21 protein-coding genes and 1 tRNA gene are annotated in these 26,470 nt (G+C 39.5%); 6 read left to right on the forward strand and 16 right to left on the reverse strand.

What is annotated here, in order from left to right:
* Positions 1 to 46: 46 nt before the first annotated feature.
* Positions 47 to 1,423, reverse strand: coding sequence for a tryptophanase (locus NMK93_RS05545; protein WP_254528244.1), 1,377 nt, complete (start codon positions 1,421 to 1,423; stop codon positions 47 to 49).
* Positions 1,424 to 1,619: 196 nt separating this feature from the next.
* Here NMK93_RS05545 and NMK93_RS05550 point away from each other — a divergent pair, with 196 nt between their 5' ends.
* The gene (locus NMK93_RS05550; protein WP_254528246.1) at positions 1,620 to 2,711 is read left to right on the forward strand and encodes a Gfo/Idh/MocA family protein; all 1,092 of its coding nucleotides are present in this window, start codon (positions 1,620 to 1,622) and stop codon (positions 2,709 to 2,711) included.
* 365 nt (positions 2,712 to 3,076) lie between these two features.
* On the opposite strand, the gene NMK93_RS05555 is transcribed toward NMK93_RS05550, so the two are convergent.
* The gene (locus tag NMK93_RS05555) at positions 3,077 to 3,301 is read right to left on the reverse strand and encodes a hypothetical protein (RefSeq protein WP_185217264.1); all 225 of its coding nucleotides are present in this window, start codon (positions 3,299 to 3,301) and stop codon (positions 3,077 to 3,079) included.
* A gap of 748 nt (positions 3,302 to 4,049) precedes the next feature.
* Here NMK93_RS05555 and NMK93_RS05560 point away from each other — a divergent pair.
* Positions 4,050 to 4,553, forward strand: coding sequence for an ankyrin repeat domain-containing protein (locus NMK93_RS05560; RefSeq protein ID WP_254534188.1), 504 nt, complete (start codon positions 4,050 to 4,052; stop codon positions 4,551 to 4,553).
* Positions 4,554 to 4,565: 12 nt separating this feature from the next.
* Here NMK93_RS05560 and NMK93_RS05565 read toward each other — a convergent pair whose 3' ends face one another.
* Positions 4,566 to 4,973 carry a hypothetical protein gene (locus tag NMK93_RS05565; protein ID WP_254528249.1) on the reverse strand — a complete coding sequence of 136 codons (408 nt, stop codon included), beginning with the start codon at positions 4,971 to 4,973 and terminating at the stop codon, positions 4,566 to 4,568.
* Between the two features lie 132 nt (positions 4,974 to 5,105).
* Between NMK93_RS05565 and NMK93_RS05570 the strand changes: the two genes are divergently transcribed.
* Positions 5,106 to 5,852: a copper homeostasis protein CutC gene (locus tag NMK93_RS05570; RefSeq protein WP_254528251.1), complete on the forward strand. Its 747-nt coding sequence runs from the start codon at positions 5,106 to 5,108 to the stop codon at positions 5,850 to 5,852.
* Between the two features lie 37 nt (positions 5,853 to 5,889).
* Here NMK93_RS05570 and NMK93_RS05575 read toward each other — a convergent pair whose 3' ends face one another.
* Together NMK93_RS05575 and NMK93_RS05580 are read right to left on the reverse strand one after the other, a co-directional pair.
* A complete protein-coding gene (locus tag NMK93_RS05575) occupies positions 5,890 to 6,069 on the reverse strand; it encodes a spore protein (protein WP_185213581.1) in 180 nt (59 codons plus the stop codon).
* A 31-nt stretch (positions 6,070 to 6,100) separates the two neighbouring features.
* Positions 6,101 to 6,171 (reverse strand) — tRNA-Cys (locus tag NMK93_RS05580).
* Positions 6,172 to 6,474: 303 nt separating this feature from the next.
* On the opposite strand from NMK93_RS05580, the gene NMK93_RS05585 reads away from it, so the two are divergent.
* Positions 6,475 to 7,113, forward strand: a complete 639-nt coding sequence (locus NMK93_RS05585) for a porin family protein (RefSeq protein ID WP_185213582.1) — start codon at positions 6,475 to 6,477, stop codon at positions 7,111 to 7,113.
* A gap of 239 nt (positions 7,114 to 7,352) precedes the next feature.
* Entirely contained in the window at positions 7,353 to 7,988 is a 636-nt protein-coding gene (locus tag NMK93_RS05590) for a porin family protein (protein WP_254528253.1), read from the forward strand.
* A 214-nt stretch (positions 7,989 to 8,202) separates the two neighbouring features.
* On the opposite strand, the gene rpsJ is transcribed toward NMK93_RS05590, so the two are convergent.
* The 7 genes from rpsJ to fsa form a co-directional block, all read right to left on the reverse strand.
* On the reverse strand, positions 8,203 to 8,508 hold the full coding sequence (rpsJ, locus tag NMK93_RS05595; protein WP_013667229.1) for a 30S ribosomal protein S10: 306 nt from the start codon (positions 8,506 to 8,508) through the stop codon (positions 8,203 to 8,205).
* 81 nt (positions 8,509 to 8,589) lie between these two features.
* Positions 8,590 to 10,713 carry an elongation factor G gene (gene fusA, locus NMK93_RS05600; RefSeq protein ID WP_093094999.1) on the reverse strand — a complete coding sequence of 708 codons (2,124 nt, stop codon included), beginning with the start codon at positions 10,711 to 10,713 and terminating at the stop codon, positions 8,590 to 8,592.
* A gap of 126 nt (positions 10,714 to 10,839) precedes the next feature.
* Positions 10,840 to 11,307: a 30S ribosomal protein S7 gene (gene rpsG / locus NMK93_RS05605; protein ID WP_093095001.1), complete on the reverse strand. Its 468-nt coding sequence runs from the start codon at positions 11,305 to 11,307 to the stop codon at positions 10,840 to 10,842.
* A 15-nt stretch (positions 11,308 to 11,322) separates the two neighbouring features.
* Positions 11,323 to 11,736, reverse strand: coding sequence for a 30S ribosomal protein S12 (gene rpsL, locus NMK93_RS05610; RefSeq protein WP_002993550.1), 414 nt, complete (start codon positions 11,734 to 11,736; stop codon positions 11,323 to 11,325).
* Positions 11,737 to 11,960: 224 nt separating this feature from the next.
* Positions 11,961 to 14,090, reverse strand: coding sequence for a ribonuclease R (rnr, locus tag NMK93_RS05615; RefSeq protein WP_254528262.1), 2,130 nt, complete (start codon positions 14,088 to 14,090; stop codon positions 11,961 to 11,963).
* Positions 14,091 to 14,627: 537 nt separating this feature from the next.
* Complete coding sequence (locus tag NMK93_RS05620; RefSeq protein WP_185213585.1) at positions 14,628 to 15,092, reverse strand: Fur family transcriptional regulator; 465 nt, start codon at positions 15,090 to 15,092, stop codon at positions 14,628 to 14,630.
* A gap of 86 nt (positions 15,093 to 15,178) precedes the next feature.
* Entirely contained in the window at positions 15,179 to 15,838 is a 660-nt protein-coding gene (gene fsa / locus NMK93_RS05625) for a fructose-6-phosphate aldolase (RefSeq protein WP_254528265.1), read from the reverse strand.
* 274 nt (positions 15,839 to 16,112) lie between these two features.
* Here fsa and NMK93_RS05630 point away from each other — a divergent pair, with 274 nt between their 5' ends.
* Positions 16,113 to 17,342, forward strand: coding sequence for an MFS transporter (locus tag NMK93_RS05630; protein WP_185213587.1), 1,230 nt, complete (start codon positions 16,113 to 16,115; stop codon positions 17,340 to 17,342).
* Here the strand turns inward: NMK93_RS05630 and NMK93_RS05635 are convergent.
* From NMK93_RS05635 to NMK93_RS05650, 4 genes are all read right to left on the reverse strand, one after another.
* On the reverse strand, positions 17,309 to 17,761 hold the full coding sequence (locus NMK93_RS05635) for a retropepsin-like aspartic protease (protein ID WP_185213588.1): 453 nt from the start codon (positions 17,759 to 17,761) through the stop codon (positions 17,309 to 17,311). The two genes, NMK93_RS05630 and NMK93_RS05635, sit on opposite strands and share 34 nt — an antisense overlap.
* A 28-nt stretch (positions 17,762 to 17,789) precedes the next feature.
* On the reverse strand, positions 17,790 to 18,734 hold the full coding sequence (locus tag NMK93_RS05640; RefSeq protein WP_185213589.1) for a malate dehydrogenase: 945 nt from the start codon (positions 18,732 to 18,734) through the stop codon (positions 17,790 to 17,792).
* 213 nt (positions 18,735 to 18,947) lie between these two features.
* A complete protein-coding gene (locus NMK93_RS05645; protein WP_185217256.1) occupies positions 18,948 to 21,272 on the reverse strand; it encodes a BamA/TamA family outer membrane protein in 2,325 nt (774 codons plus the stop codon).
* Positions 21,238 to 26,427: a translocation/assembly module TamB domain-containing protein gene (locus NMK93_RS05650; protein WP_254528272.1), complete on the reverse strand. Its 5,190-nt coding sequence runs from the start codon at positions 26,425 to 26,427 to the stop codon at positions 21,238 to 21,240. The genes NMK93_RS05645 and NMK93_RS05650 overlap by 35 nt, the downstream gene beginning before the upstream one ends.
* Positions 26,428 to 26,470 lie beyond the last annotated feature (43 nt).

Genomic DNA, 26,470 nt, shown 5'->3' on the forward strand with positions numbered 1-26,470 from the left:
AGTGAACATGGGATATATCCTTAATGTTCACTCTTTTTTATGCTTTTTATTTCTTTTTCAGCAAGATAGTGAAATGTCTCAAGATCTCTGACTCCCACACGATTTCTAGACCTGATTTAATATCTTCTCTTCTTTCAAAGATGTTTTTTAGGGCCGCTGCGACGTAATCCAGATGTTTGTAGCTATAGGTCCTTCTTGGTATTGCCAATCGGAGTAATTCTAACTTTGGAAAACGATCCTTTCTTGTTTCCGGGTCTCGATCTGCAAGCAAGGTCCCAATTTCAACTCCGCGAACACCGGATTCCTTATAGAGCTCGATCGCTAGAGTTTGGGCAGGATATTCCTCGCGCGGTACATGGGTCAGGAAGTTTAAGGCATCCACAAATACAGCATGTCCTCCAATAGGTTTTTGGATCGGGATTCCGTATTCAATAAGTTTATTGCCTAGATACTCTACTTGGTCGATCCTAGCTTTTAAATAGGGGAGCTCGGTCGATTCCAAAAGCCCTTGTGCCAACGCTGCCAAGTCTCTTCCTGCAAGACCTCCGTAAGTGATAAATCCTTCGTAGATAATTCCCATATTTCCACAGGCACGGTAAAGCTGTTCGTTTCGCATCCCTAAAAGCCCACCTATATTCACCAAACCATCTTTTTTGGCAGACATCGTAAATCCATCCCCATAGGAGAACATTTCTTTCACGATTTCCTTGATAGTTCTGTCTTTGAATTCAGCTTCGCGCTCCTTGATGAAATATGCATTTTCGGCAAATCTAGCTGCATCAAAGAATACCGGGATTCCATATTGCTCAGATAGGGCCTTGACATCCTTAATGTTTTGCATAGATACCGGTTGACCCCCAGAAGAGTTACAGGTAACCGTAATCATGCAGAACGGAATGTTTTCTTTAGGATGGGCCTTATAGACTTCTTCGAGTTTTTGGAGGTCTATATTGCCTTTGAAAGGATGTAGATTATTGATGTCAAATGCTTCATCAATGGTGCAGTCAATTGCATGAGCCTTGCGGAATTCGATATGTCCTTTAGTCGTGTCGAAATGAGAGTTTCCAGGTACCACATTGTTTTCTTTCACGAGGATGCTGAAAAGTACATTCTCGGCAGCTCTTCCTTGGTGTGTTGGCAAGAAATAGGGAAATCCAAGTGTATGCCGTACGACTTCACGGAGCTTCAGATAGGATTGAGATCCAGCGTAGCTTTCATCACCCATCATGATTTCTGCCCATTGTCGGTCAGACATTGCTCCCGTTCCGGAGTCCGTTAATAGATCAATAAAAACACGGTCGCTTGCTAAGTTAAATAGATTGTTTCCTTCCTCTTCGATCCACTGTTCACGTTGTTCTCGGCTAGACATAAAGATTTCTTCAACCATCTTTACTTTATAGGGCTCTGCCCATGGTAGTTCCATAAAATTTATATTTGGTTCACTGTTGTTAAAGTTAAAAAATTAATCTAGGATATTTTAAGATTGCCACTCCCATGTTATGGAACAATTTTGTTATCAATGGATAAATATGAAATGGGTAGGGATTATTGTTGTTGATTTTATATAAATTAGATGGGAAATATTCGTCTCATAGACCATCACCTAAACTTTAGAAAACATGAAATCATTCTTGCTCAGTATTTTCATAATCGTTTGTTCCGCTCCATTATTTGCGCAAAAGCCATTAAAGTTGGCGGTAGCTGGATTGAGCCATGGACATGTGGATTGGGTATTCAATCGAAAGGATAAGCAGGATATGAAGGTTGTTGGGATCTATGAAACCAATCCGGAATTGGTTGAGCGATATATCAAACGTTATAAATTGGATAGATCCTTGTTCTTTACGAATTTGGACGAGATGTTGGACAAGGTCAAACCGGATGCGGTTTCGGCTTTTGGAGAGATCTCAGAGCATATCACGGTAGTAAGGGTCTGTGCACCCAAAAAAGTCCATGTTATGGTAGAGAAGCCTTTAGCGACCAACCTTGCCGATGCCAAAGAAATTGAAACCTTGGCAAAGGATAACAATATCCATGTCCTGACCAATTTTGAAACTTCTTGGTATGAAAGTAATCAAAGGATTAAAGGTCTTTTGACTGAAGGGAAATTAGGAGAGATCAGGAAAGTCATGGTCAATGATGGTCATCAGGGACCTAAAGAGATAGGAGTAAGCAAGGAGTTCTTCGAGATATTGACTGACCCTGCGAAAAATGGGGCAGGAGCCTTGGTTGATTTTGGTTGCTATGGTGCCAACTTGATGACTTGGTTGATGAATGGCGAAAGACCTACCTCAGTGACTGCGGTAGTGCAACAGAATAAGCCCGAGATATATAGAGAGGTAGATGATGAGGCTACCATCATTCTGCAATATCCCGAAGCCCAATGTGTCATTCAAGGATCTTGGAATTGGACCTATTCACGTAAGGATATGGAGGTTTATGGAAATAAAGGCTATGCCATAGCCACCGATGCAAAAACCTTAAAAACGCGCTTGCAAGAAAATCAGCCAGAAGAGATCGTAAAATTGGATGCTAGACCAGCACCATTCAATGACCCTTTTTCATTGCTTGCTGCGGTGGTTAATGATTCGGTTGTTTTGGATCCATTGGATCAATATGGTCTGCAAGTCAATGTAACTGCTGTGGAGATCTTGGAAGCAGCAATGAAATCTGCGAAGGAGAAACGGACCATTGTTTTAGGGGATAAATAAGTGGGGAAGATATTGATGTTATTATTTTCAATTGCATTTGTAAACAGTTCTTTCAACTTTTCCCTTTTCCTTTCGTTTTGAGGAACGAAATATCTTCGAAGAATACATGCGTATCATTATTATTCAATGAAGATTGCATTGGCGTACAGTTCCTCTACCTTCGGTACAGAATGACAAGACCTGTTGGAGGAGAACCGTACAGATTCTTCAAAATCGTTCAGAATCACAATGTGCTAAGTGAATTTCGAACAAGGTTAATATGAAAATGTAAGATAAATCTCTAAGAGTTTCCTGTCAGGTAAATGGACAGTAAAGGTGGTCGTAATTCTTCCAACCACCTTTATAGAAATCCATTTTTTTCTTCGCTATGGCTGAGTTGGCTGATCTGTTGGTGTCTCATCCTTGACTTCATCCTTACCGGAAAACCACCATATTGCAGCTCCTACGAGTACGAATGCTATTTTAATTAACCATGCTGTTCCTTCTCCCCAATTGTAGATCCAAAGCAGGATGCGAGGTACTGCATTGAAGAAATTCATAATGATGGCCAATATGCCATAAATAAATAAAATTGAACCGATATTTTTCATGCTATTTTGATTTTGTTTATGATTGAAATTTGAACCTTTTAAGGCATATTAACCCGTGTGATGAAAGGTTAATCAAATGTAGGGATGTTTCAATTTTCGGAACATCCCTGAAATCAGGTATTTATCCAGTTGGGGTGGGGTCTTTCTGTTCTGTAACCTTTTCGTGTCACCCTGACCGTTTCCGGAAGGGGCTCGGAACTATACATACTACATTTGAAATGGTTTCCTCATCTTACGTTAACAGAATGACAAACACCTCAAAAAAAATCAAAAAATAGATTCTTCGTTTCACTCTGAATCCCTCTTTAGCGCTTTTTCTTCTGAACTATTTTGAGGAATCTGTACGGTTCTCTTCCAACAGGTCCTGCCACGCTGCACCTAAGGTGCAGGAACTGTACGCCATTGAAATCCTTATTGATTTATTAAAACAAAATGACTGTTAAGTTCCGAGATGTTTCGTGCCTCAACATGTCATCAAGGCAAAAAGTGCACAAACCTTTCGCCAATGCAAACCTTTATGATTAAAACTTGATTTTCGTATTATTCTGAGATCCTTTCTGCGTCAGGATTACTATGTGGTAGTAAGAGAAAATGCAGGAATCGTTCGCCCCCACGATCCTTATTAAGCATGTGTTATTTTGATGTTTGTCAATTATTTCTTAACTTATTTATAGACGGCTAAGGCTTAAATCTGATCCAATCGAAGTATTTGGACTATTTACAGAGCATAAAAGAAAGGAGTTTGGCTTTGAGTTTAAAAATAAAAAGGATAGATAGCATTCTTGAGACTATTAAGAAAAGTGAGATAGAAATAGTGAAGGACTATTATAGCAACGTGGATATCAACAAGCCGGATCGATTCAACCGGACCTTGTTGATGAATTCTATTTTGTACGGTGAAATTGAATTAGCTAAATGGGCCATTAACCGACATGCCGATGTCAACCATCAGGATAAAAAGGGTTTAAGTGCTTTGCATATCGCAGTTGAAAGAAATCAATACCAGTTAGTTTCCTTCATGTTGCAAAAGGGGGTAGCCGTTGATCTTCAGGATCATTTTGGAAATACCGCACTTTGGCGTGCGATGATGGACAATGTTGATGTCAATATTATTTACATTTTATTCCAATATCAAGCTGACCCAGACCTTAAGAATAATTATGGGATTTCGGCACGCGATCTCCTCAGTGAAGAGAACCGGAATTGGGAAATCCTCCATAAGATTTTTAATGAAGTCAGTCCAGCTAATTAAGGATTTAAAGCGTTACCGATTTATAAAAAGATTACCCTTTATGTGATCATGCCATTTCTTGATCACGGCACAGGTCTCGTAAGCCTCCTGAAGGACAAATTGTTGCAGAAGGGTTTCTAGGGTTAGGATGAATTCCTCGAGATGGATAAAATTGCCTTCTTCATCGCGATAGTCGGTAAGGATATCCAGTAGAAAACAATGGGTTTCGAACTCACGGAACTTGTTCTGATAGTTCTGATCTGCCCTCAACCAAAGTTTTTCCAATTGAAATCCCGACTTGATGTGCATATGACAGGCGTCCTCATATTCTGACCGGTGCGTCTTGAGTTCCTTTTTCATTTTTTCGACACTGATTTGCAAATTATCATACATGGATGATAAATGAATCTGTACCTCTCGTTGTTTTGAAATAAGTGGCATAATGATGGAATTTGGATGCTCGCAAAATTTTCAACAAGTGTAACCCCAATTTTGTTTTAATAATTTATTGATTTATTGTGAATTAAAAAATCATCAGCTAATTACAGCAGCAAAAAGAATATATTTGGGTATATGAACGAAGCTAGGATAAATGGAATTCAATTGGAGATATGCTCCAATTCGATATACTCGGCAAAGCAAGCCCAGGCCGGTGGTGCAAGTAGGGTAGAGCTGTGCCAAAATCTGGAAAATGGCGGTACAACGCCTTCATATGGGCAGATCAAATTGACCAGGGAGTCCCTAAAAATTGGAGTCCATGTATTGATCAGGCCGCGGTCAGGTGATTTTCTCTATACCGAGGAAGAGTTTCAGGAAATTGTTGAGGACCTCCGTTACTGTAAGGAGGTCGGTTGTGATGGGGTTGTTATCGGGATATTAAGGGCAGATGGTTCTGTAGACATGGAAAGGATGAAGGTTTTAGTGGAGGAGGCCAAACCCATGTGTGTCGTGTTCCATAGGGCTTTCGACCGTTGCAAGGATCCTAAACAAGCATTGGAAGATATCATTGCCTTGGGCTGTGACCGAATATTGACTTCTGGCCTGCAAAATACAGCATGGCAAGGACGTGACCTTTTAAAAGAGTTGATAGCACAGGCTGCCGGCCGGATAGAGATTATGCCGGGGTCGGGGGTTGATGCAGGCAATGTGAAGGAAATATTGAAATACACAAAGGCGAATAGCATACATTCTTCAGCAAAGGTCGTGGTAAGATCAAAGATGGAATATAGATCGGACTCGGTAACAGGGATGGACGAGGATGAAATCTATAGTTCGAAAGAGAAGGTCGAGCAGATCGTAGAGCAAATAAAAAGCCTGTAGAATGTCTACAGGCTTTTTAATATAATGTTTTCTAAACTTATTTAGCGTCTGCTGAAAGTTTATCTAAGATATCATTGTTCTTAGTGATTTGGCTGTTCTTCGGCATTTTGCTTTTTGAACCTGGTTCAATATTACGGCCAAGTTTTAAAAACTGTACTTCAACGCGTGCAACAGTTTTATTTCTTCTATCTTTTCTTTTTAAACGTGTAACTCCCATTGTGATCAAATATTTTTAATTGTTATTAACGAGGTCGGAAGCGGATTCGAACCGCTGTAGGAGGTTTTGCAGACCTCAGCCTAGCCACTCGGCCATCCGACCCTTTTACCTTTACAGGCATGCAAAAATAGGATTAAATTTTAAAATAAAAAAACCTTTTTCGCTTTTTGTTTTTCTAATTGCTTTTAGCCCCCTTAAAGCCTTGATTTTGAATTTAATGCTTAAAAATTAGCTTTGAAGGAAATGGATGTTTCATAAATTTTTTAAAATTAATACTTTGATTATTAATTATTTGCGCGAAATAAATTTGCTAAAATAGAGTTTGGTCTAAACTTTGCAAGACTTGGGTGTCTCTCGATAACATGTGTTAGGGGGAGCATAACAAAAAGATAAAATAATAAGACTATGAAAAAATTATTACTTTCATTTGGTGCTGCATTTTTATTAGCAGCTGGAGCTCAAGCTCAAACTAGTTATGGTTTAAAAGCTGGTGTGAACTTAGGTAAATTCTCTAATCAATCTGATCTAGCGAAAGACTACCAATCTAATAATGTTTCATTCTATGTAACTGGTTTTGCTGATCTACCTGTAGCTCCTCAGTTCTCCATTCAACCAGGAGTTTCCCTACAAGGAAAAGGAAATAAATACAAATTTGATGGTGATGGACTGGATGGTTCTTCAACTACGAATTTAATGTCAGTTGAGATTCCAGTAAATGCAGTTTACTATATTCCTGCAGGTTCAGGTAATGTATTCTTAGGCGCTGGTCCTTATGTAGGATTCAACGTTTCTGGAAAAGCTAAAAACAAAGGTAATTTAGGTGATTTTGGTGCTGAAGGAGAACGTGATCTGAAATTCTCTGGTGATAACAAAGACATGAACCTAATTGATGCTGGTGCTAACTTTATGGCTGGTTACAAATTCAACAACGGTTTATTGGTTAACGCTGGATATGGATTAGGATTAACTAATCTTAACCCTAATTCGAATGGAGATAAATTCTCTACTCGTACATTATCATTTGGATTAGGTTTCCAATTCTAGTCGAAATTGAAAAGGCTTAACAGCCTTAGTGAATAAATTATTGGGCAGTCCTGTTGGGCTGCCTTTTTTTGTTGTATCATTTGGGTTGATATTTAATTTAAAATGGAGCCTATTATTTTGCTTTAAATTCTTATATGAAGAAAATAATGTAATTGTGAAATAATGTTAATTAACTAAACGATAACAATTAACTTGGTCGATGCTGTTTAGTTTTGATTCATAAACTAAAAATATTAAGTATGAAAACATTTTTATCCTTACTTGGCATCGCTGGATTGTCAATCTGTGCAGCAAATGCCCAAACTTCCTATGGCCTTAAGGCCGGAATGAACCTTGGGAAAATCACGAGCTATGATTCCCAAAAATTTAATCCTTCCTATTTTGTGACAGGTTTCGCAGATATACCGTTATCTGGTAGATTTTCTATCCAACCCGGGATTTCCCTACAAAGCAAAGGGACTAAATTTGTAGACGCCATTCCCAATTGGGATCAAACCGCAACTGACCTCAATACCTCTAGTCTCAATGTGATGTCGATCGAAATCCCAGTCAATGCAGTTTATTACATTCCTGTTGGGACTGGCGATGTTTTCCTTTCTGCAGGTCCTTATTTAGGCTATAACCTCAGTGGAAAATTGAAAAATTCAACGCGTAATTTAAAGACGGCCAGTTCACGGGATGTAGAGTTCAGCGGAAATAATAAAATGATGAATCGTTGGGACGCTGGGGTAAATTTTGCAGTAGGGTATAAGCTTTCCAATGGATTCTTGATCCAAGCTGGCTATGGCTTAGGTTTAAGCAACCTGAATGCAGCAAGTAAATCCAAAGATTTCTCAAGCAGAACGTTGAACTTTGGTGTAGGATTTCAGTTTTAGCGTTGATAGTATTGAGATGTGAGATATGAGATTTGAGATATTAAGGGGAACAAAGTACAGCTTAAGAGCAATGGGTTGGTTTTATGCTATTATCCAGATTGGAGTCTAAAAATTCTTTCAAATTTCTCATGTCTCATTTCTCATATCTCAAATCTTGAAAAAAACAAAAGCCCATTTTTCAATGGGCTTTCTTGTTTTTTTCAAAAGAAATCTATCACACTTTGATTTCAACTTCAACACCTGAAGGTAATTCTAATTTCATCAACGCATCAACTGTTTTTGAGTTAGATGAGTAGATGTCTAACAATCTCTTGTAAGAACACAATTGGAATTGCTCACGTGCTTTTTTGTTAACGTGTGGAGAACGTAAAACGGTATAGATTTTTTTCTCAGTAGGCAATGGAATAGGACCACTAACAACTGCACCTGTAGGTTTTACTGTTTTTACGATTTTCTCAGCTGACTTGTCAACCAAGTTGTAATCGTATGATTTCAATTTGATTCTGATTCTTTGGCTCATTATATGAATTTGTTTTTAAGATGACCCCTGGTTAGAGCTATTTGCAACCAGGGATCGGTTTGTTTTTATTCGTATGAATTATTAGTCTTCGATACCTTTAACTTTTCCTTTAGACTTCGCGATTACGTCATCTTGAACGTTACGAGGTGCATCAGAATAGTGATCGAATTCCATTGTAGAAGTAGCACGTCCTGAAGTGATGGTACGTAATTGCGTTACATATCCGAACATTTCAGAAAGAGGTACTAATGCTTTGATTACTTGCGCACCATTACGTGAATCCAAACCTTGCATTTGACCACGACGACGGTTCAAGTCACCCATTACATCACCCATGTTTTCTTCTGGAGTCAATACTTCCACTTTCATGATAGGCTCCATCAATACTGGAGAACATTTAGGAAGAGCTTGACGGTAAGCCATCTTAGCTGCTAATTCGAAAGATAGAGAGTCTGAATCGACTGCGTGGAATGAACCATCAATCAAACGAACTTTCATACCTGACAATTGGTAACCAGCTAAAACACCATTCTTCATAGAAACTTCAAATCCTTTTTGAACTGAAGGGATATATTCTTTAGGAATAGAACCACCAACGATCTCATTAACGAATTGAAGAGGGTTTTTAACTACATCCCAATCCTCATCAGCAGGAGAGATAACCACTTTGATATCCGCGAACTTACCACGACCACCTGATTGTTTTTTGTAAACTTCACGGTGTTCAGTAGTTCCGTTGATAGACTCTTTGTAAGCTACTTGAGGAGCACCTTGGTTAACCTCTACTTTGAACTCACGTTTCAAACGGTCGATCAAGATATCTAAGTGAAGCTCACCCATACCTGAAATAACTGTTTGACCAGTATCTTCATCCGTCTTAACTACGAAGGTTGGATCCTCCTCAGCTAATTTGTTAAGTCCGATACCTAATTTATCAACGTCAGCTTGAGTTTTAGGCTCGATCGCCAAACCAATAACTGGCTCAGGGAAAACCATAGACTCAAGAACGATTGGGTTTTTCTCATCACAAAGGGTGTCACCAGTTTTGATGTCTTTGAATCCAACAACAGCACCGATATCACCAGCTCCGATTCTTTCGATCGGGTTTTGTTTGTTCGCGTGCATTTGGAAGATACGAGAGATACGCTCTTTGTTTCCTGAACGAGTGTTCAATACATAAGAACCAGCATCTAAGAATCCTGAATATACACGAGTGAAACACAAACGACCTACGAATGGGTCAGTAGCGATTTTGAAACCTAATGCAGCGAATGGTTCAGCTTCAGAAGGTTTACGGGAGATCTCTTCACCAGTACGTGGGTCAGTACCTTTAACAGCTTCTTGATCCAATGGAGAAGGCAATAACTCCATAACGAAGTCAAGCATTGTTTGTACACCTTTGTTTTTGAAAGATGAACCACAAACCATAGGAACGATAGCGTTATCCAATACTGCTTTACGTAAAGCGTCTAAGATTTCACGTTCTGTTAATGAATCTGGATCATCGAAGAATTTCTCCATCAATGACTCATCATATCCAGCAACAGCTTCTAATAATTTTTCACGGTATTCAGCAACCTCTTCAAGCATATCGTCAGGGATTGGAACTTCAGTAAAGGTCATACCTTTATCAGCTTCATTCCAAACGATACCACGGTTGTTGATCAAGTCAACAACACCAGTGAAGTTGTCTTCAGCACCGATAGGCAATTGAAGCGCTACAGCTTCAGAACCTAACATATCTTTAACTTGCTTAACTACTTTTAAGAAGTCAGCACCAGAACGGTCCATTTTATTGACGAAACCAATACGAGGAACTTTGTATCCGTCAGCTAAACGCCAGTTAGTCTCTGATTGAGGCTCAACACCATCAACAGCAGAAAACAAGAATACTAATCCGTCTAATACACGTAATGAACGGTTTACTTCTACAGTAAAGTCAACGTGTCCCGGTGTATCAATTACGTTTACTTGGTATTTTTTGTTACGGTAGTTCCAGAATACTGTTACAGCAGCAGAGGTAATGGTGATACCACGCTCTTGCTCTTGTGCCATCCAGTCAGTTGTAGCAGAACCTTCGTGAGTTTCTCCTAACTTGTGGTTAACACCTGAGTAGAATAAAATACGCTCTGTAGTTGTAGTTTTACCAGCATCGATGTGTGCAGCGATACCAATATTTCTTACTAATTTTAAATCTTTTGCCATGTTTTTTATTGCAGTTTGCCTATTGGCTGATTGTTATTTCCTTTGAAATAAATACACCGACTTTGATAATTGAAAATTCCATTATCTAAAGTCGGTGTAAACATATTTGATTCTTTTTGTTCAAAATTAGAATCTGAAGTGTGAGAACGCTTTGTTAGCTTCCGCCATCTTGTGCGTATCTTCTTTCTTCTTAACAGCAGCACCTTCACCTTTAGAAGCTGAAATGATCTCTCCTGCCAATTTCTCAAACATAGTTTTTTCACCACGTTTGCGAGCATAAGAAATTAACCATTTCATACCTAAAGCGATCTTGCGCTCAGGACGAACTTCCATAGGTACTTGGAAGTTTGCACCACCAACACGACGAGATTTAACCTCTACGGCTGGCATTACATTGTTAAGAGCTTTTTTCCAAGTCTCAAGACCATTCTCTTGAGTCTTTTGCTCTACTAATTCAACTGCATCGTAAAAAATTGAATAGGCGATAGATTTCTTACCGTCTACCATCATGTTGTTTACGAAACGAGTTACCTGAACATCGTTAAACTTTGGATCAGGTAAAATGATTCTCTTTTTTGGTTTTGCTTTTCTCATTTTCTTTTCCTCCGTTTATTTTTTCTTACCTTTTGCTGGTGCAGCAGCTGCTTGTCCTGGTTTAGGACGTTTTGTTCCGTATTTAGAACGACGTTGGTTACGACCGGCAACACCTGAAGTATCTAATGCACCACGAATGATGTGGTAACGAACTCCTGGTAAATCTTTAACACGACCGCCACGAATTAATACGATCGAGTGCTCTTGTAAGTTGTGGCCTTCTCCTGGGATGTAAGCATTCACCTCTTTACCGTTTGTTAAACGAACACGAGCTACTTTACGCATTGCTGAGTTTGGTTTTTTAGGGGTAGTAGTGTATACACGTGTACACACACCTCTTCGCTGTGGACATGAGTCCAACGCTGGTGACTTACTCTTGTCTACCAGAGCTACTCTACCTTTTCTAACTAGTTGTTGAATAGTAGGCATTTACCTGTTTTTCTTTTTTGTTTTTGTTAAAAAATGTTTTTAAGTCCGCAAAGATATAAAGAATAATCTAAACTGTAAAGAGTTGTGTGCTAAGTTTTTTGAAATAAATGCCTATTTGTCAAAAATTTATTGTTAAATCTCCGTAACCCCGTCTGATCCACATAAAAATGCCCTCTAGAAAACTAAAGGGCAAGTATTTTATTTTGATAGGATATTCCTAAGGTCTAGCTCAATAACGTGAAGTCAATCTGTCTTTTTTCAAGATCCACTTTCTTGACCTTGATCTGAACCTCATCCCCCAATTGGTAAACTTTTTTCTTTCGCTGCCCAATAATGGCGAAATTCTTTTCGTCCAAGGTGTAAAAATCGTCAGTGATATCTCTCAAACGTACCATCCCTTCGCATTTGTTCTCTTCGATCTCTACGTACATACCCCATTCGGTCACTCCAGAGACGATTCCGGTGTATTCTATGCCGATCTGATCCTGTAAGAACTCGGCTTGTTTGTACTTGATGGAAGCTCTCTCTGCCTCTGCAGCTTTCTTTTCCATTTGGGAGGAATGTTCAGACATTTTTTCATAATGCTCCGCATTCACGTTTTTACCACCGTCCAGATAGAATTGAAGCAGTCTGTGTACCATCACGTCTGGATATCGACGGATAGGGGAGGTAAAGTGCGTATAATAATCAAATGCCAGCCCGTAGTGAGAAGTCTTCTTGGTAGTATAGATGGCCTTTGCCATCGATCGGATCGCCAATGAGGTCAGAAGGTTCTGTTCTTTGGAGCCTTCGATTTTTGTCAACAGCGCGTTTAAGGACTTTGCGGTCTCTTTGTCGGTCTTGATGCTCAGGCGGTGCCCAAACCTAGAGGCAAACAGAGAAAAGCTGGTCAGGGTCTCCGGATTGGGTACATCGTGGAATCTGTAAACGAAAGGAAGCTTGTTCTTTCCTTTTCCCATTCTCCCGATGAATTCAGCGACCTTGCGGTTGGCCAACAACATGAAGTCCTCGATCAACTTGTGGGCTTCTTTTCTCACTTTGGTGTAAACGCCAAGAGGTTTTCCGTTTTCATCGAGATTGAATTTTACCTCTTCGGATTCAAAGCTGATCGCTCCAGCCTTAAATTTACGGTCGCGCAGGATAAAGGCGAGTTCGTTCAGCTTTAAGATTGCTTCAGATAATTCATCTTCTTTTCCTTCGATGATCTCTTGCGCTTCTTCATAACTGAATCTTCTGTCTGAATGTATAACCGTTCTTCCGAACCATTGGTCGATCACATTTGCTTTCTCGTCCATTTCAAATACGGCTGAGAAACATAGCTTGTCCTCATTAGGGCGCAATGAACAAAGGTTGTTAGAAAGTCTCTCTGGAAGCATAGGGATTACGCGGTCAACCAAGTAAACCGAAGTTCCGCGTTCAAATGCTTCTTTGTCCAAAGTGGAGTCAGGAGTCACGTAGTGCGAAACGTCAGCGATATGTATGCCGACCTCATAGTTTCCGTTTTCCAGTTTCTTGAATGAAATCGCATCGTCAAAATCTTTTGCATCCGCAGGGTCGATCGTAAAGGTGGTCGTCGACCTGAAGTCGTGACGCTTTGAAATTTCCTCTGCAGAGATGGAGTCCGAAATTGAATTCGCTGCGTCTTCTACTGCTTTAGGGAATTCGAGGGGGAATCCAAAGTCCGCTAAGATCGCGTTCATCTCGGTGTTGTTTTCGCCTTTTTTACCAAGGACGCTTTTTACAATACCGATAGGGTTCTTTGCATTCTTTGGCCACTCCAAAATAGACACCAAAACTTTCTCTCCGTTTTTCGCCCCGTTCAGGTTGTCCAGTGGGATGAAAATATCGTGCAGCATTTTTCGGTCGTCCGGTTGGAAGAAGGCATAGGATTTTGAAATGTCTATGGTACCGGTAAAGTCTGTCTTTGCACGTTGCAAGATTTCCACCACTTCGCCTTCTCGTTTTCTTCCTTTCTTCCTTTCGTAGACATGGACTTTCACGATGTCATTGTGCAGTGCTTGTCTCAGTTTTCGAGGGGCTACATAGATGTCGCTTTCACTGTCGTCATCAGGAACGATATAGGCTGATCCATCGGCAGTCATGTCAACCTTTCCAGTGACATAAACATGCAGTTGTTTAAGTTGGAATTTTCCTCTCTCAGGTTGGTGGAAAAGACCTAGTCTTGAACCATCCGAAAGGATGTCTGAAATGGTGGCTTTCGAGTCGCTGTCGGTTATGTTAAGTTTGGCAGCTACTTGCTTATAGTTAAGTGAGGTGTTTCCGGATTTTTCAAAAATGTCTACGATCAGTTGGGTTAAAACTTCTTTGTAAGGATTCTCTTTTTTTGATTTCATAGTCTGTCGTTTTGTCTGTTCCTTCCGTTGAAAATCTTTAAGGGAAGGAGAGGGGAGAGGGTGGAACTAAATGGTTTGCCAGTCAGTATTTTTTGTACTCCTCTGAAACCCGAATCTAATATACTGAAAACTGTCGGTTATTGGTTCATAGGGTTGAAAATGGCTGTTTTATTTTTGATCCCATTTGTATATTAATTTAATGTGTATTTTATCTATCATAAATAGCTGATAAATAACATGGTAAATGAATTTTGCTAAAACATATTTTACGGGTTGTATTCGTAAGTTGTTGTATATTAGTTGTAAATGGGTTTTGGTGGGTAAAACCTTGCTTTGTGCTAAAATGAATATATTGAACTGTTGTAGAATGTTCGAATACGTAAATGCTTATAAAATAAACATCTATATAATTAAATACTAAATATTAGCAAGAAATAAAAAGTGATTTAGCTTAAGGTTTTGGAGTAAAAAAAATACTCTTGAAATTTCTTTGGGTCATGAAATTTCAAGAGCAATTTATAAAAAAAATATGAATATTTACGAGGATTTCTCGTTACAAATGTCGCAGATTCCTACAGCGTTTATGGCAATGGAGTGCAAAGAAAAATCGGTTGGAAGGTTGATTTTGGGTAAGGCTATCTCCTCCAGACAGTAGACAGAATTGCAGACTGAACAGATGAAATGAACGTGCTGATCATGGTGATGGTCCGCTGAGCACTTCGTCGAACAGAAGGCATAAGTCGCAGTTCCATTCAGGTCGAAAACCTTATGGAGGATACCCTTTTCTTCAAAGCTTGCCAAGATTCTATAGAGGGTTACACGGTCTATTTCTGAACCTAAAATCTTCTCCAATTCGGGTTGTGAAATTGCTGAAAGTTTGGTGGAAATAATATCCAAAACCCTTAGTCTCGGTTGGGTGATTTTAAGTTGATTTGCCTTTAATACCTGGCTGAATTCTTCTAGTTTTTCCGGATCCAATTCCGTGCTCATATCCGCTTTCATGGTATAAATTTACACAATTAAATTGGGTATAAAAAAAGCCCCCAATTTCACATTGGAGGCCTTATATTTTATCAGCAAATAGTAGACTATTTAACTGCTGCTTTTGCGTGGTCAGCTAAGAATTGAGCCAATCCGCTATCAGTTAATGGATGCTTCAATAAAGCTAAAATAGCTGATAAAGGACCAGTCATAACGTCTGCACCGATCTTAGCACAGCCTAAAATATGTGCACTATGGCGTACTGATGCCGCTAAAATCTGTGTTTCAAACCCGTAATTATCGTAGATTTCACGGATTTCTTCGATTAATCCTAAGCCATCAACAGAAATATCATCTAGACGACCAATGAATGGAGATACATAAGTAGCGCCTGCTTTAGCCGCCAATAGCGCCTGACCAGCAGAGAAAACTAGCGTACAGTTGGTTTTGATGCCTTTTTTACTGAAATATTTAATCGCTTTAATACCGTCTTTGATCATCGGAACTTTAACAACAATCTTGCTGTCTAACGCTGCTAATGCCTCGCCTTCCTTGATCATGCCTTCGTAATCTGTAGAAATTACCTCTGCACTTACGTCTCCATCAACGATATCGCAAATAGCTTTGTAGTGATTGATTACATTTTCTTCCCCAGAAATACCTTCTTTAGCCATTAAGCTAGGGTTGGTGGTTACTCCGTCTAAAACGCCAAGATCTTGAGCTTCTTTGATTTGTTCAAGGTTTGCGGTATCAATAAAAAATTTCATGATAGTATTTGAATTAATTTGTTTTGTAGAACTTTTGATTATCCTTTAGGATAGGCAAAGGTAATTATATTGTTTCAAGATTTGAAGTTATTGGCTTCATATCCAAGATATTTATTACGTTTCAACGCATTTTTAATATCAAATGCAACAATTTCCAGCCTTCTCCTGTTAATATTGGAAAGCTATTGTAATAATTCATTCACTTGCAATAGGTATTTCCGTTTTGGGTTTCAATCCTTTATCTTTAAAAAGCTGTAACAACAATACGCATTTCATGCAAATATTTAGATCTCTCCAATACCCCAACTATCGATTACATGTTATAGGGCAATCAATTTCCCTTTTAGGTACTTGGATGCAACGGATAGCCATCAGCTGGCTGGTCTATCAACTGACAAATTCCGTCTTTTGGCTAGGTTTTGTTTCCTTTATTTCCTTACTTCCATCGCTTGTTTTATCCCCCTTTATTGGTGCTTTCGTCGATAGACATAAGAAATATAAACTTGTTCTGATTACCCAGATCGGCCTGATGGTTCAAGCCGGCTTATTGGCCTTATTGGTTTATTTAAAGCTGGAATCCGTACTGTATTTGTCCATTTTAGGCTTTATTCAAGGCGTTGTGAATGCATTTGATGTTTTGGGAAGACAGGCTTTGCTGGTGAATTTGGTCGATAACCGTAAGGATTTGCCCAATGCTATTGCCTTAAACAGTTCAATATTCAATGCCGCGAGGATGGTCGGGCCAGCAATAGGAGGGATTTTACTCTCCACTTATGGAGAATTAGCTTGTTTTACACTGAATTTTTTGAGTTTTATCCCGGTAATTATCTGTTTATTGCTAATGAAAGTAACGGAACACGTCATTGTAATTCCAAATGAAACCTCCTTCCAAGGCCTCGTACATGGTTTTAATTATCTCAAGAGATCGCCGCATATTGCTTCTTTGATCGTGATTTTAAGCATATCTAGCTTATTGGTTATTCCATATACCTCACTTTTACCTGCAGTGGCGAGGGAATTATTTCAGGGAAATGAACGTACTTTCTCCTGGTTTGAAAGTGCTGCTGGATTAGGAGCCATGATCGGAGCGATCAATATGGCAAGGTTAAAAACTGGGGAAAACCTCAGGTATAGGATTATGTTTGCAGCCTTTTTTATGGGTATTTCATTGGTCTTATTGGCTTTTGCCCATTATCTACCGTCTGCATTACTGTTCACGGGGGCGGTTTCATTTTCCATGATGATGCAGAATTCATCCATAAATACCTATATACAAACCCACGCAATGCCTGCATACAGAGCTAGGGCCATGTCTTATTATGTGATGGCATTCCAAGGGATCTTCCCTGTCGGAAGTTTATTGACAGGGGCTATAGCTGAAATTGTAGGTATTAAAAACACCCTTTATATTATGGGTGGATGTGGAATTCTATTGGCCATAGGGTTCTATATTTACCTAAGGCTTCATATTCAACGCCGGTTGTTTAAGTTCAATTTACGCTGATTTAAGGTCAATATATTCTTTTTGTAGTCTATTTTAGCTCCATATAATTTTAAGATATCGCCTCCTAAAACTCCGATTACCGGATCTAAACCTATCTGACTATAGGCATAATTTATGGAACTCAGGTCTAAAACAGCCGCTGTAAAGTTTTTGGTGGACCAATCTGCCATTTTTATTTGGGGAATGGTGATCATGAAACTCTGCATATTGTTGGTTCCAAGTCCAGTGGATAAGATATCGGTGTTAAGGAACTCCTCCTCGTTTATTCCTGAATTCAAAAGGGTTTCCTTGTCCAACACGGTTTTTGAAGCACCTGTGTCGATGACCATTTTAAAATTCTTGTCAAAAATCTCGATCTCTGTAATAATATGAAAGCCATCGGCTTGCAGGCCGATGACTTCAAATGGAATATTTTGCATTTAAATAAAATTCTGAAATAATATTGAGTTATTTTTTGAGTACCCCTTCGGCATAAAGAACATCGTTCATTTTGCGTACAGCCTCTGCACTTGCCTTGAACAGTTCTTCTTCCTCCGCGGATAAATTCATCGGCACTATTCTGTCCCAACCTTTATTATTGATGATAACGGGAACACCGATATTGATGTCTTCCTGTCCATATTCTCCCTCTAGGTAAACCGAAGCCGTGAATAATTTATTCTGGTTGTGAACTATACTTTCTACCATCGCTGCTGCTGCTGCGCCTGGTGCATACCAAGCAGAAGTACCGATTAAAGCAGTTAATGTGGCGCCTCCAACCATGGTTTTCTTCACGATTTCTTGCTCTTCTTCCTCAGTTAGGAAATCGGCAACCGGTACGCTGTTCCAAGTCGCATGTTTGATCAGTGGAATCATCGTGGTATCGCCATGACCACCAATTACGATGGCATTCAGGTCATTGGCTGATGCATTTAATTTATCACTGATTTGATATTTAAAGCGTGCAGAATCCAATGCGCCGCCCATACCGATGATTCGGTTTTTAGGCAATCCACTAGATTTTAAAGCTAAATAAGTCATTGTATCCATCGGATTGGAAACAATCAGTATGATGATATCTGGAGAATGTTTGATTAGATTTTCAACTACAGTCTTTACGATATTTGCGTTCGTACCGATCAATTCCTCTCTGGTCATACCTGGTTTCCTAGGAATTCCAGAAGTAATCACGGCCACTGCTGAACCTGCTGTTGCTAAATAATCATTGGTAACACCTTTTATCTTTGAATCAAATCCTAAAAGGGCAGAAGTTTGCATCATGTCTTGGGCTTTCCCCTCTGCAAATCCTTCTTTAATGTCTAACAAGATGATTTCTTCTGCTACATTTTTTCTTACCAGATTATCAGCGGTCGTTGCTCCAACTGCCCCTGCTCCAACTACGGTTATTTTCATATAGTTAAGGGTTATGTTTATTTCCACTAAATCTAACAAAAATAATCCTCAATCGCAGGCTAAATAGCGTCAATTTAATGTAAATCAATAATTACAATGCAAATTTCTTGAAAGAAAATCAGAAAAAATCAAAGGGATAAACCAGCCTAATTTTTATTAAAAGTGGATAATTCAGGCAAAATAAAAGAGCTGTTTATTAAACAGCTCTTTTTTCTAGAATGGATAACCTATCGCTAGGTTAAACACCAGATTATCTCTTCTCCAATCTCTGTCCCGTATGTCGATATATTTAAATACCCAACGGTCATCTTTAGGACGATATGGAACTCTAAATGGAATGGCAAAGTCTGTACGGATAATCAAGAAATCTAAATCTAACCTTAATCCTAAACCTCCACCAACAGCTAACTCACTTAAGAAATCTTTACTGAAACGACCTCCAGGCTTGTTTTCATCTTTGTTTTGCAACCATACGTTACCCGCATCGATAAAAGCGGCCCAATGTAGCATTCCTGCAATCTTGGCTCTATATTCCGTGTTCAATTCTAGTTTATAGTCACCAGTTTGGTCAGCAAAAAAGTTTTCCTCTCCCAAGTTTTCCGGTAGGGATGAACCCGGTCCGACCGCACGTGCCCTGAAAGCCCTTAAACCATTGGGGCCTCCAGTGAAATATTGCTTTAAATATGGTAGAGAACGCGAGTTTCCGTAGGAATAACTCGTTCCGATCATTATCCTGGATGCCAAGGTTGAAGTAGGAGTAATCTTTAAATAATGCCTTAAATCAGCCTCTGCTTTAATAAATTGCGAATATGGAGTGCCAAATAGTTCCTTGATTTTTCCTTCATTATAGTTCGCCCCTTGAATCAGTCCCAGGATATTTCCTGAGGTGTTCAACCCTGCTTTGGCATAGAAAGTATGCTTTTTGTTCTCCATCGTATTCGTGAAAGTATACACGTAATTTGGACCAAAGGAGAATTGCGGGTCAACAATATGACGTAGGGTAGGTACGGTGTCCATCTGCGCCCTATATTCATCTGAAATACCACGAGGTTGAACATAGATGATCTCGGCAAGCGTTAGATTATGGTCTTTCTGCTGGTTTTCCTTCCATGCATAACCATAGTTTAAGGTCATTGAATTCAAGGTATAGGCGGTCCTACGGTTCAGGAATTCATAACCCGCTTTTAAGAATGTCTTAGGTATATATTGTTTCCCTGGAGTCCATTTATAAGGAGAAAGCAAGCGCGGCCAGGTAATCCCTACTTCGGCACCATAACGGATATAGGAAGAATTTAAGTTTACATTTCCACCTGTTTGGGTCTCATACCCCCCAAAAACAGATACGGTTAAGTTCTCGAATCCTTTAAAAGCATTCTTTAGGGTCCAGTTGGCAGTTACTTCCGTACCATTATAAACGGCGGCAGTTTTACCCACCAGCTCCAAACGAATGGATTTTTTCTCCATTGGTGTCAAATAATAGTACACATCCAAATGATCGGTAGAATCAGGGCTATCCACAAATTCGTTCTTTACGAATTTGAAGGTGTTCAGGTTCACCAAATGATTGATGGTCATGTTATGGTTCCAACGGTTGTACATCTGTTCTGGTTCCAAGAAGAGGTGGTTGGCCAAAACTTTTTTACGGTATTTGTTCTGCGGGTCTATGATATAGAACTTATCATCATATTTCTCAACGCTCCTGGGAACCCTTCTTCTATTGGATCCAGCAGTTTCCTTATAATCTGCAAAAACATATACATTACCAATATGTTGCGGCTCCTTTGCTTGTCTAGGAGTTTCCGGTTTTACGGTCATGAACATGTCGACTTTATTGTCTCCAATCGTACTGTCCACTTCAACCAATAAATTATCGGGACTAAAATAATAATAACCCTGTTCCTTCAATTTATTGTCAATCCGGTCTCTTTCGTTCAAGATAACATCCAGGTTATAGTTGTTTCCAGGCTGCAACAAGGTCTGGTCCTTGGTCCCGATGATGGATTTTCCCAAACGGCTATTGCTATCCACGTCAAATTTAACCTCATTGATCCTGTAGATCGGTCCTGGAAAGGCATCATATTGAATAGTGGCCATTTTACCATCGATAAGCGTGTCAGAGGTAACTCTCGCGGTAAAGAAACCCAGGTTTTCCATCTTATTCCTTAGCAGGTTTTCGTTGTATTCACGATTAACATCACTTAATAGGACAGGGGCTTCACCTTGTTTTTTCAACCAACGTCTCACGAAGTTATTGCTGGTATCTGGGCCTCCACCCATATTCCAGAGACCAACCTTAAAGTAAACCCCTAATAGTTTACTGTTTGGCTTGGGCAATAAAGAGTTTTCCAAGAAAGTCTCAAAACCTTCTTTTCGCTCTTTAGGAATGGTATCATTATGGATGACAACATCACCTTCTTTATAGAATTTGTCCCCTTCAGCAATGTATTTTGTAGGATTACAGCTTGCGACAAGCAATAGTCCAAAGGAGTATGCAAATAGGTGCTTAATTTTCATTATTACCCCCTTCCTCTTCTTCATTTTTAATGGCAGACTTATTTGGTTCAATGGTATTTGTTGAAGTATCTCTATGTGTGCTATCTATAGGAAGGCCAGTGCTATCCGGCTGTGTTTTCAACTCTTCCTGTTTTCTCTCTTTTTCCCGTTCTTCCATGCGTTTTCTGAATTCAGGGCTATGGATCATCAAACTATCACGGATGACCATGCGAACAGAATCACGGTACACCGAATCAGTTTCCATCCTTTCCACATCAAATCTTCTTCTGAACCCACGGCTGTCGGTATTATAATATTCCTGTAGCGCTTTAGAATTCATAAACAATTCCCTGAATCTGTTGTAGCTCATATTGATGATAAAACCTATACCAGTTTCAACAAATTGCCCTTGTAGGGTGGCCTGATATTGATTTTTGCGGTAAACTCTCGCAAAGTAACGTCCATCTTTCGATAATTGATAATCTAGGGAAATATCACCTGCAATATTCGAAGCTTTTTCGCCTGGACGTGTATTTCCTTCTACCTCAAAGTTAGAACCTATCGTGATTTTCAAACGATCATCAAATAACATCTTAGAGATACCAACATTGAGGTCGGTCCTTGTTTCCGCATTTCCGGTCAAGTAATCCTCTTCAGAATTCAAGTTGAAATCAAGCTCCACGCCCTTGATCAGGTCAGAGGCCAAATTGTTCAATTGACCCGTCAAGAATGAACTTACCGTACTTCTTACCATCGCTTCTGTACCTCCTCCAGACAAACTTTCAAATGGATTAGCCGACATAAATCGACCCAAAGCAATCAAGGAGAAAACCTGTTTGTTTAATTCTGCAGGATCCTCACGCATATTTGAAAGGGCAATATTTACCTTACTTACCACATCTTGGGAAACTATGGCATTCTTTTCATCCAAATCGATATCGAAATTGATCTGCGGTTTAAACAGTTCGCCGGTCAATTTCAATAATACATTGAATGGAACCCTTTGTTTATAAAGGTTTTGGCTCTCAGAACCAATTTGGTTCTGTACCAATTCCAGTGTAGCGAATTTACCGGAGTAAACAGCTGTAATGTCTAATCTGGCATCCAATGGATCTCCATTCCATGTAATGGTACTTCCTTTTTGGAAACTGAAATCCTTTGAAATAGGGCCGAAGGAGAAGGTATAGTCACCTTTTTCCACCGTAAAGGTTCCAGACATGGTGATTTTCTCATTGGCATCAATACTGGTATTGATTTCTGCAACCCCTTGAATATTTAATGCATCTTGAGTTCCTTCATCCAAGATTACCTTGAATTTTGCATCAGGATCTGTGCTCAGGTTCAAGGCGATATCATATCCTGATAATTGACTTGATACCGTAGTCAAGGAATCGAGTTGAGCAAATACATTGGCTCTTGCGGTATCACTCTTATCCACGAATTTTACGACACCTTCGCGTTGAGCCACACCTGGATCGTCATTAGGTACAATAAAGTTGAAATCCGTCCGGTCATTAGCCTTGACATTACCGTCGATTCTTGGTTTATCCAAGTCGCCTGTTATACGCAGGTTTGAAGTCACATACATCTTTCCAAAGAATAGATCATTGTCCAGACGTGTAGAGTTCATGACCTCGAAATCATCGGTAGTCAAGTTCAGGTTAAAGATAAAATCTGTATAGGTTGTCGTTCTGATAGTACCATTTAAGCGAGCAACATTGTTCTTGGAATCTACCAAATTAAACTGACGGAAAGAAATCCCTTGATCATTAAAATAGATCTTTTGGTTATCCGCGCGCATATTGGAGTTCAACATAGATGCATTGATTATGGCATCGTGGAAAGTCAGCTCACCATTGATCCTTGGCGCAGAAGTAGTTCCGGTTATTTTCAGCGCACCTGATAAATCCCCTTGAGCATCCCTCAGATTACCCAAACTGAAAGCTTGGATAGTTTGCATGCGCATTGGGTTAAGGTTCAGTGTAGCATCGATCTGCATATCTCCTTCTGGAGGAGAGATAACATCACCCACCAAATGAACGTCATTTCCGTTTTCCGTAATTCTGACATCGGCTGAATACGTATTTTCTTTGATGTTGTTCACCTTTAAGGCGACATTACCAATGGTATCTGTGCCAAAGAAGAATTTATCGATTGTCAAATCGGAAACAAATACTGGAGAAGACTCAAACCTAGATACCGTTGCGTTTCCATTGATACCTCCACCAACTTTTAGCGTTTCAGATTGAAGCATCTCGGTGATGGTTTCAATTCTAAAATTGTTGAAGCTAAGGTCAATAGGGGCATTGTAAGTGGAATCCTGCGATTGAATACGCAATTCCTGACCTTCATTGGACAGAACAAAGCCAGAAGCGCGAACACCTCTCTGTCCAAAACTGATAACATTGTTCGGTTCGATATCCCAGTCCTCATAGTTCAACATCAGTCCATCTTCTTTCAGGGAAAGATTATAGCTATTGTTGCCAACCAACATGGTCGCACCTAAATGATACTGTTCCTTATCTTCCTTGTCTTTGATCCACAGACCGAAATCAACATTGTTTTCTACCACACTACCACTGATAACCGTATTTCTAAGCTCAATATTGCTAACTAAGATATGGCCAATCAAGGCATTGTAATATAAAGTGCTGTCGGCTGTAATGATATCCACACCCACATTTTCTATCTCAGTACCGGCATAAGTGACCTTCGGTGCCAAGAGCTTGGCCATCAATGTCCGGTCTGCACTGTTGAAAGTTCCATCTAAGGTTACATCCTGTAGTTCTTCCAGTTCAGGAAGGAAATCCCTAACGATCCTAGAACGATATAAGCGTGCTGAAAATTCAAATTGCTGTGGTGAATATTCATATTTCTGATGTATCCCCGAAGGATTATAGTAAGTCTGTATAATATCTGAAATGGAAGATCCCAGTTCAGTCAGTTTATAACTGCCCGTCAAATGGGCACTCATAAACTCTGAGTTTAATATTAAAGTATTTTTACCGGTATCAGCCTGGGCCGTCAGTGAAATCGTATCCAATGCATAGCGGTCCTTCTCATAGGCAATTGAAGAATTGGTTACCAATAATGCCCCGTTCAGATTATCCAAATCTAGGCTTTCAAAATCGGCCACAATCTTTCCATGGTATCGGACATCTTGATCCATTAATTTCAAATTCTTGAAATTAATGCTGTCAATCATCATTTCAGCATATAGTTTCGGAAATTGACCTCGCATATCTGCTTGTATATTGGCATCGAGATCAATGTTAGGGTCGGGACTGTTTATAGTACCTGCAATATCCCCTGAGCGCGCCGTGAGGTCAAAATCAATGTCCTTATAGCTATAGCCCATCGCATCAAATCGGTTCAGCGTACCTAATATATCGGCCTGCATGGTCTTTGGATCAAGGCCTGTTCCATTTACTTGGGCTTGTGCAGATACATAGCCTAAAACAGAATCCTGTTTCAGGAATTCGCCCAGGTTGAAATTGTCAACCGTCACAAAGGCATTATAGGTAGTATCTCTACCCATGTTCAACTTTCCATTAACCGTGGCATTTCCTTGCTCCGTAATCAATTTCATGTCGGTGTCAAAACCGTTCATGCCTCCTTTAAAGGTACCTGTCAAACTGATGTTCCTAGGTAACTGTATGCTATCAGGCAATAGGGAAGGAGCGATTAATTGATTGAGGTCGTTTCGGCCGGTAACCAATTTTTTCAGGTTCAGGTCAAGATACATTTTATCTACATCCGGAAGCCCCTTAATATGGGCGGTAGCTATTACATGGGTATTGTTCAAAGTTTTGAACTCAAAACGAGGAATGCGAAGGTCGTTCAATTTACCCATCACTTTACCATCAATATAAAAGCGCTTGTTCATTAAAGGCTTCATAACTTCCTCTTTTTCAAGGTCAGGAGCTAATAACCTAATGTCTTTCATATCAATATGACTCTTTTTGATATTGGCATTGATACTCATGGTCGCTGGATTGTTTGAAACAGCATCCAATGATGGATATGAAATGACAATTTCATCCTGAATCAGGGTATTTGGGGTTTCAAGCAATAGATCCTTGATGGTTGCTCCGGTATTGGTATAGACGAAATCACCCTTCAACATTTTTAGGTCAAAACCAGAATGGTCCTTTACCGTGAATCCTTTTAAATCACCTGAAATAGAGTCAGATGAATAATAGAGCCCATCTAATGCTCCGGCAATATCGGTAAGCTTAAGGTTAAAATAATCAATTCCCTTGGTCCTGGCTTCATTGTCATCCTTGAACCAGAAATTCGTCTTTTCAATGGCCAGTTTATCAACAGATACCTTCCAGTTGACTGAGGAGGTTGTGGTATCAGCCTTATCGTCAAAAGTGTGTTCTGTTGTTGTTTTTCCAAATAGAACCTCAGAATCGGATTGCGAAAGCTTGATTTCTTTCAGCTTTACGATTTCTTTATTTAGGTCAATCTGATCAATATTACCAGCAAGGTTCTTAATGTCGAATTTGCTCTGCATATTGATCGCCTTGTCATCATATCGGATAAAGATATTCTTCAGGTCTACCGTCTTGATATCTATACTTGGAAGTAGGGAGCTTTGTTCTACACTCTGATCGGTAATACCAAAATCTGATGCTTTAATGGAATCTTGCGAGCTGATTACTGCCCATTGCTTGATATCAGCAGATAAACCATCGATTTTTACATTTGGCATGCCAAATGCCATATTATTCGTCAGGTCAAATTTAGATACCCGAGTATCAAACTTATTTAAGTAAATATCTGCAGAAGTACCGATCACATCATCCTTATAGACAAATTTAATCCTTTCAAAAAGGACTTTGTCAATATCAAAGGTTAGGGCAGAAGAAGAGTCAGCGGTAGGTGTACTTTCTTTTTCTGAAGAAAACGCAGCTACAATATAATCAAAGTTAAAAGTACTATCAGGAAGCTTTCTGTTGATTTTGGCAGTAATCCCTTTTAACTGAAGTTCGTTGATTTCAACAGTGTTCTTTAATAATTTGAACATATTGATGTCGACCATCAGGGATTCTCCCGCGATGAGGGTGTCCTTCGATTCATCCGCAAAAAAGACATCGTTCAACTCCAGCTTTTTAGGGAAGTTGATATAGATGTGGCCAATATCTACCTGAGTTCCAAGCTTGTTCTCTAAATAATTCGAAACCTTGCCAACCACATAGTTTTGAACTGAGGGAAGACGGATCAGAAAAATTAGAAGT

It is taken from the genome of Sphingobacterium sp. LZ7M1, from assembly GCF_024296865.1.
Lineage (GTDB): Bacteria > Bacteroidota > Bacteroidia > Sphingobacteriales > Sphingobacteriaceae > Sphingobacterium.

Bases quoted from the DNA above. Each gene is read 5' to 3' on its own strand.
- NMK93_RS05545 (WP_254528244.1), bottom strand. From the start codon at position 1,423: ATGGAACTACCATGGGCAGAGCCCTATAAAGTAAAGATGGTTGAAGAA.
- NMK93_RS05550 (WP_254528246.1), top strand. From the start codon at position 1,620: ATGAAATCATTCTTGCTCAGTATTTTCATAATCGTTTGTTCCGCTCCA.
- NMK93_RS05555 (WP_185217264.1), bottom strand. From the start codon at position 3,301: ATGAAAAATATCGGTTCAATTTTATTTATTTATGGCATATTGGCCATC.
- NMK93_RS05565 (WP_254528249.1), bottom strand. From the start codon at position 4,973: ATGCCACTTATTTCAAAACAACGAGAGGTACAGATTCATTTATCATCC.
- NMK93_RS05570 (WP_254528251.1), top strand. From the start codon at position 5,106: ATGAACGAAGCTAGGATAAATGGAATTCAATTGGAGATATGCTCCAAT.
- NMK93_RS05575 (WP_185213581.1), bottom strand. From the start codon at position 6,069: ATGGGAGTTACACGTTTAAAAAGAAAAGATAGAAGAAATAAAACTGTT.
- NMK93_RS05585 (WP_185213582.1), top strand. From the start codon at position 6,475: ATGAAAAAATTATTACTTTCATTTGGTGCTGCATTTTTATTAGCAGCT.
- NMK93_RS05590 (WP_254528253.1), top strand. From the start codon at position 7,353: ATGAAAACATTTTTATCCTTACTTGGCATCGCTGGATTGTCAATCTGT.
- rpsJ (WP_013667229.1), bottom strand. From the start codon at position 8,508: ATGAGCCAAAGAATCAGAATCAAATTGAAATCATACGATTACAACTTG.
- fusA (WP_093094999.1), bottom strand. From the start codon at position 10,713: ATGGCAAAAGATTTAAAATTAGTAAGAAATATTGGTATCGCTGCACAC.
- rpsG (WP_093095001.1), bottom strand. From the start codon at position 11,307: ATGAGAAAAGCAAAACCAAAAAAGAGAATCATTTTACCTGATCCAAAG.
- rpsL (WP_002993550.1), bottom strand. From the start codon at position 11,736: ATGCCTACTATTCAACAACTAGTTAGAAAAGGTAGAGTAGCTCTGGTA.
- rnr (WP_254528262.1), bottom strand. From the start codon at position 14,090: ATGAAATCAAAAAAAGAGAATCCTTACAAAGAAGTTTTAACCCAACTG.
- NMK93_RS05620 (WP_185213585.1), bottom strand. From the start codon at position 15,092: ATGAAAGCGGATATGAGCACGGAATTGGATCCGGAAAAACTAGAAGAA.
- fsa (WP_254528265.1), bottom strand. From the start codon at position 15,838: ATGAAATTTTTTATTGATACCGCAAACCTTGAACAAATCAAAGAAGCT.
- NMK93_RS05630 (WP_185213587.1), top strand. From the start codon at position 16,113: ATGCAAATATTTAGATCTCTCCAATACCCCAACTATCGATTACATGTT.
- NMK93_RS05635 (WP_185213588.1), bottom strand. From the start codon at position 17,761: ATGCAAAATATTCCATTTGAAGTCATCGGCCTGCAAGCCGATGGCTTT.
- NMK93_RS05640 (WP_185213589.1), bottom strand. From the start codon at position 18,734: ATGAAAATAACCGTAGTTGGAGCAGGGGCAGTTGGAGCAACGACCGCT.
- NMK93_RS05645 (WP_185217256.1), bottom strand. From the start codon at position 21,272: ATGAAGAAGAGGAAGGGGGTAATAATGAAAATTAAGCACCTATTTGCA.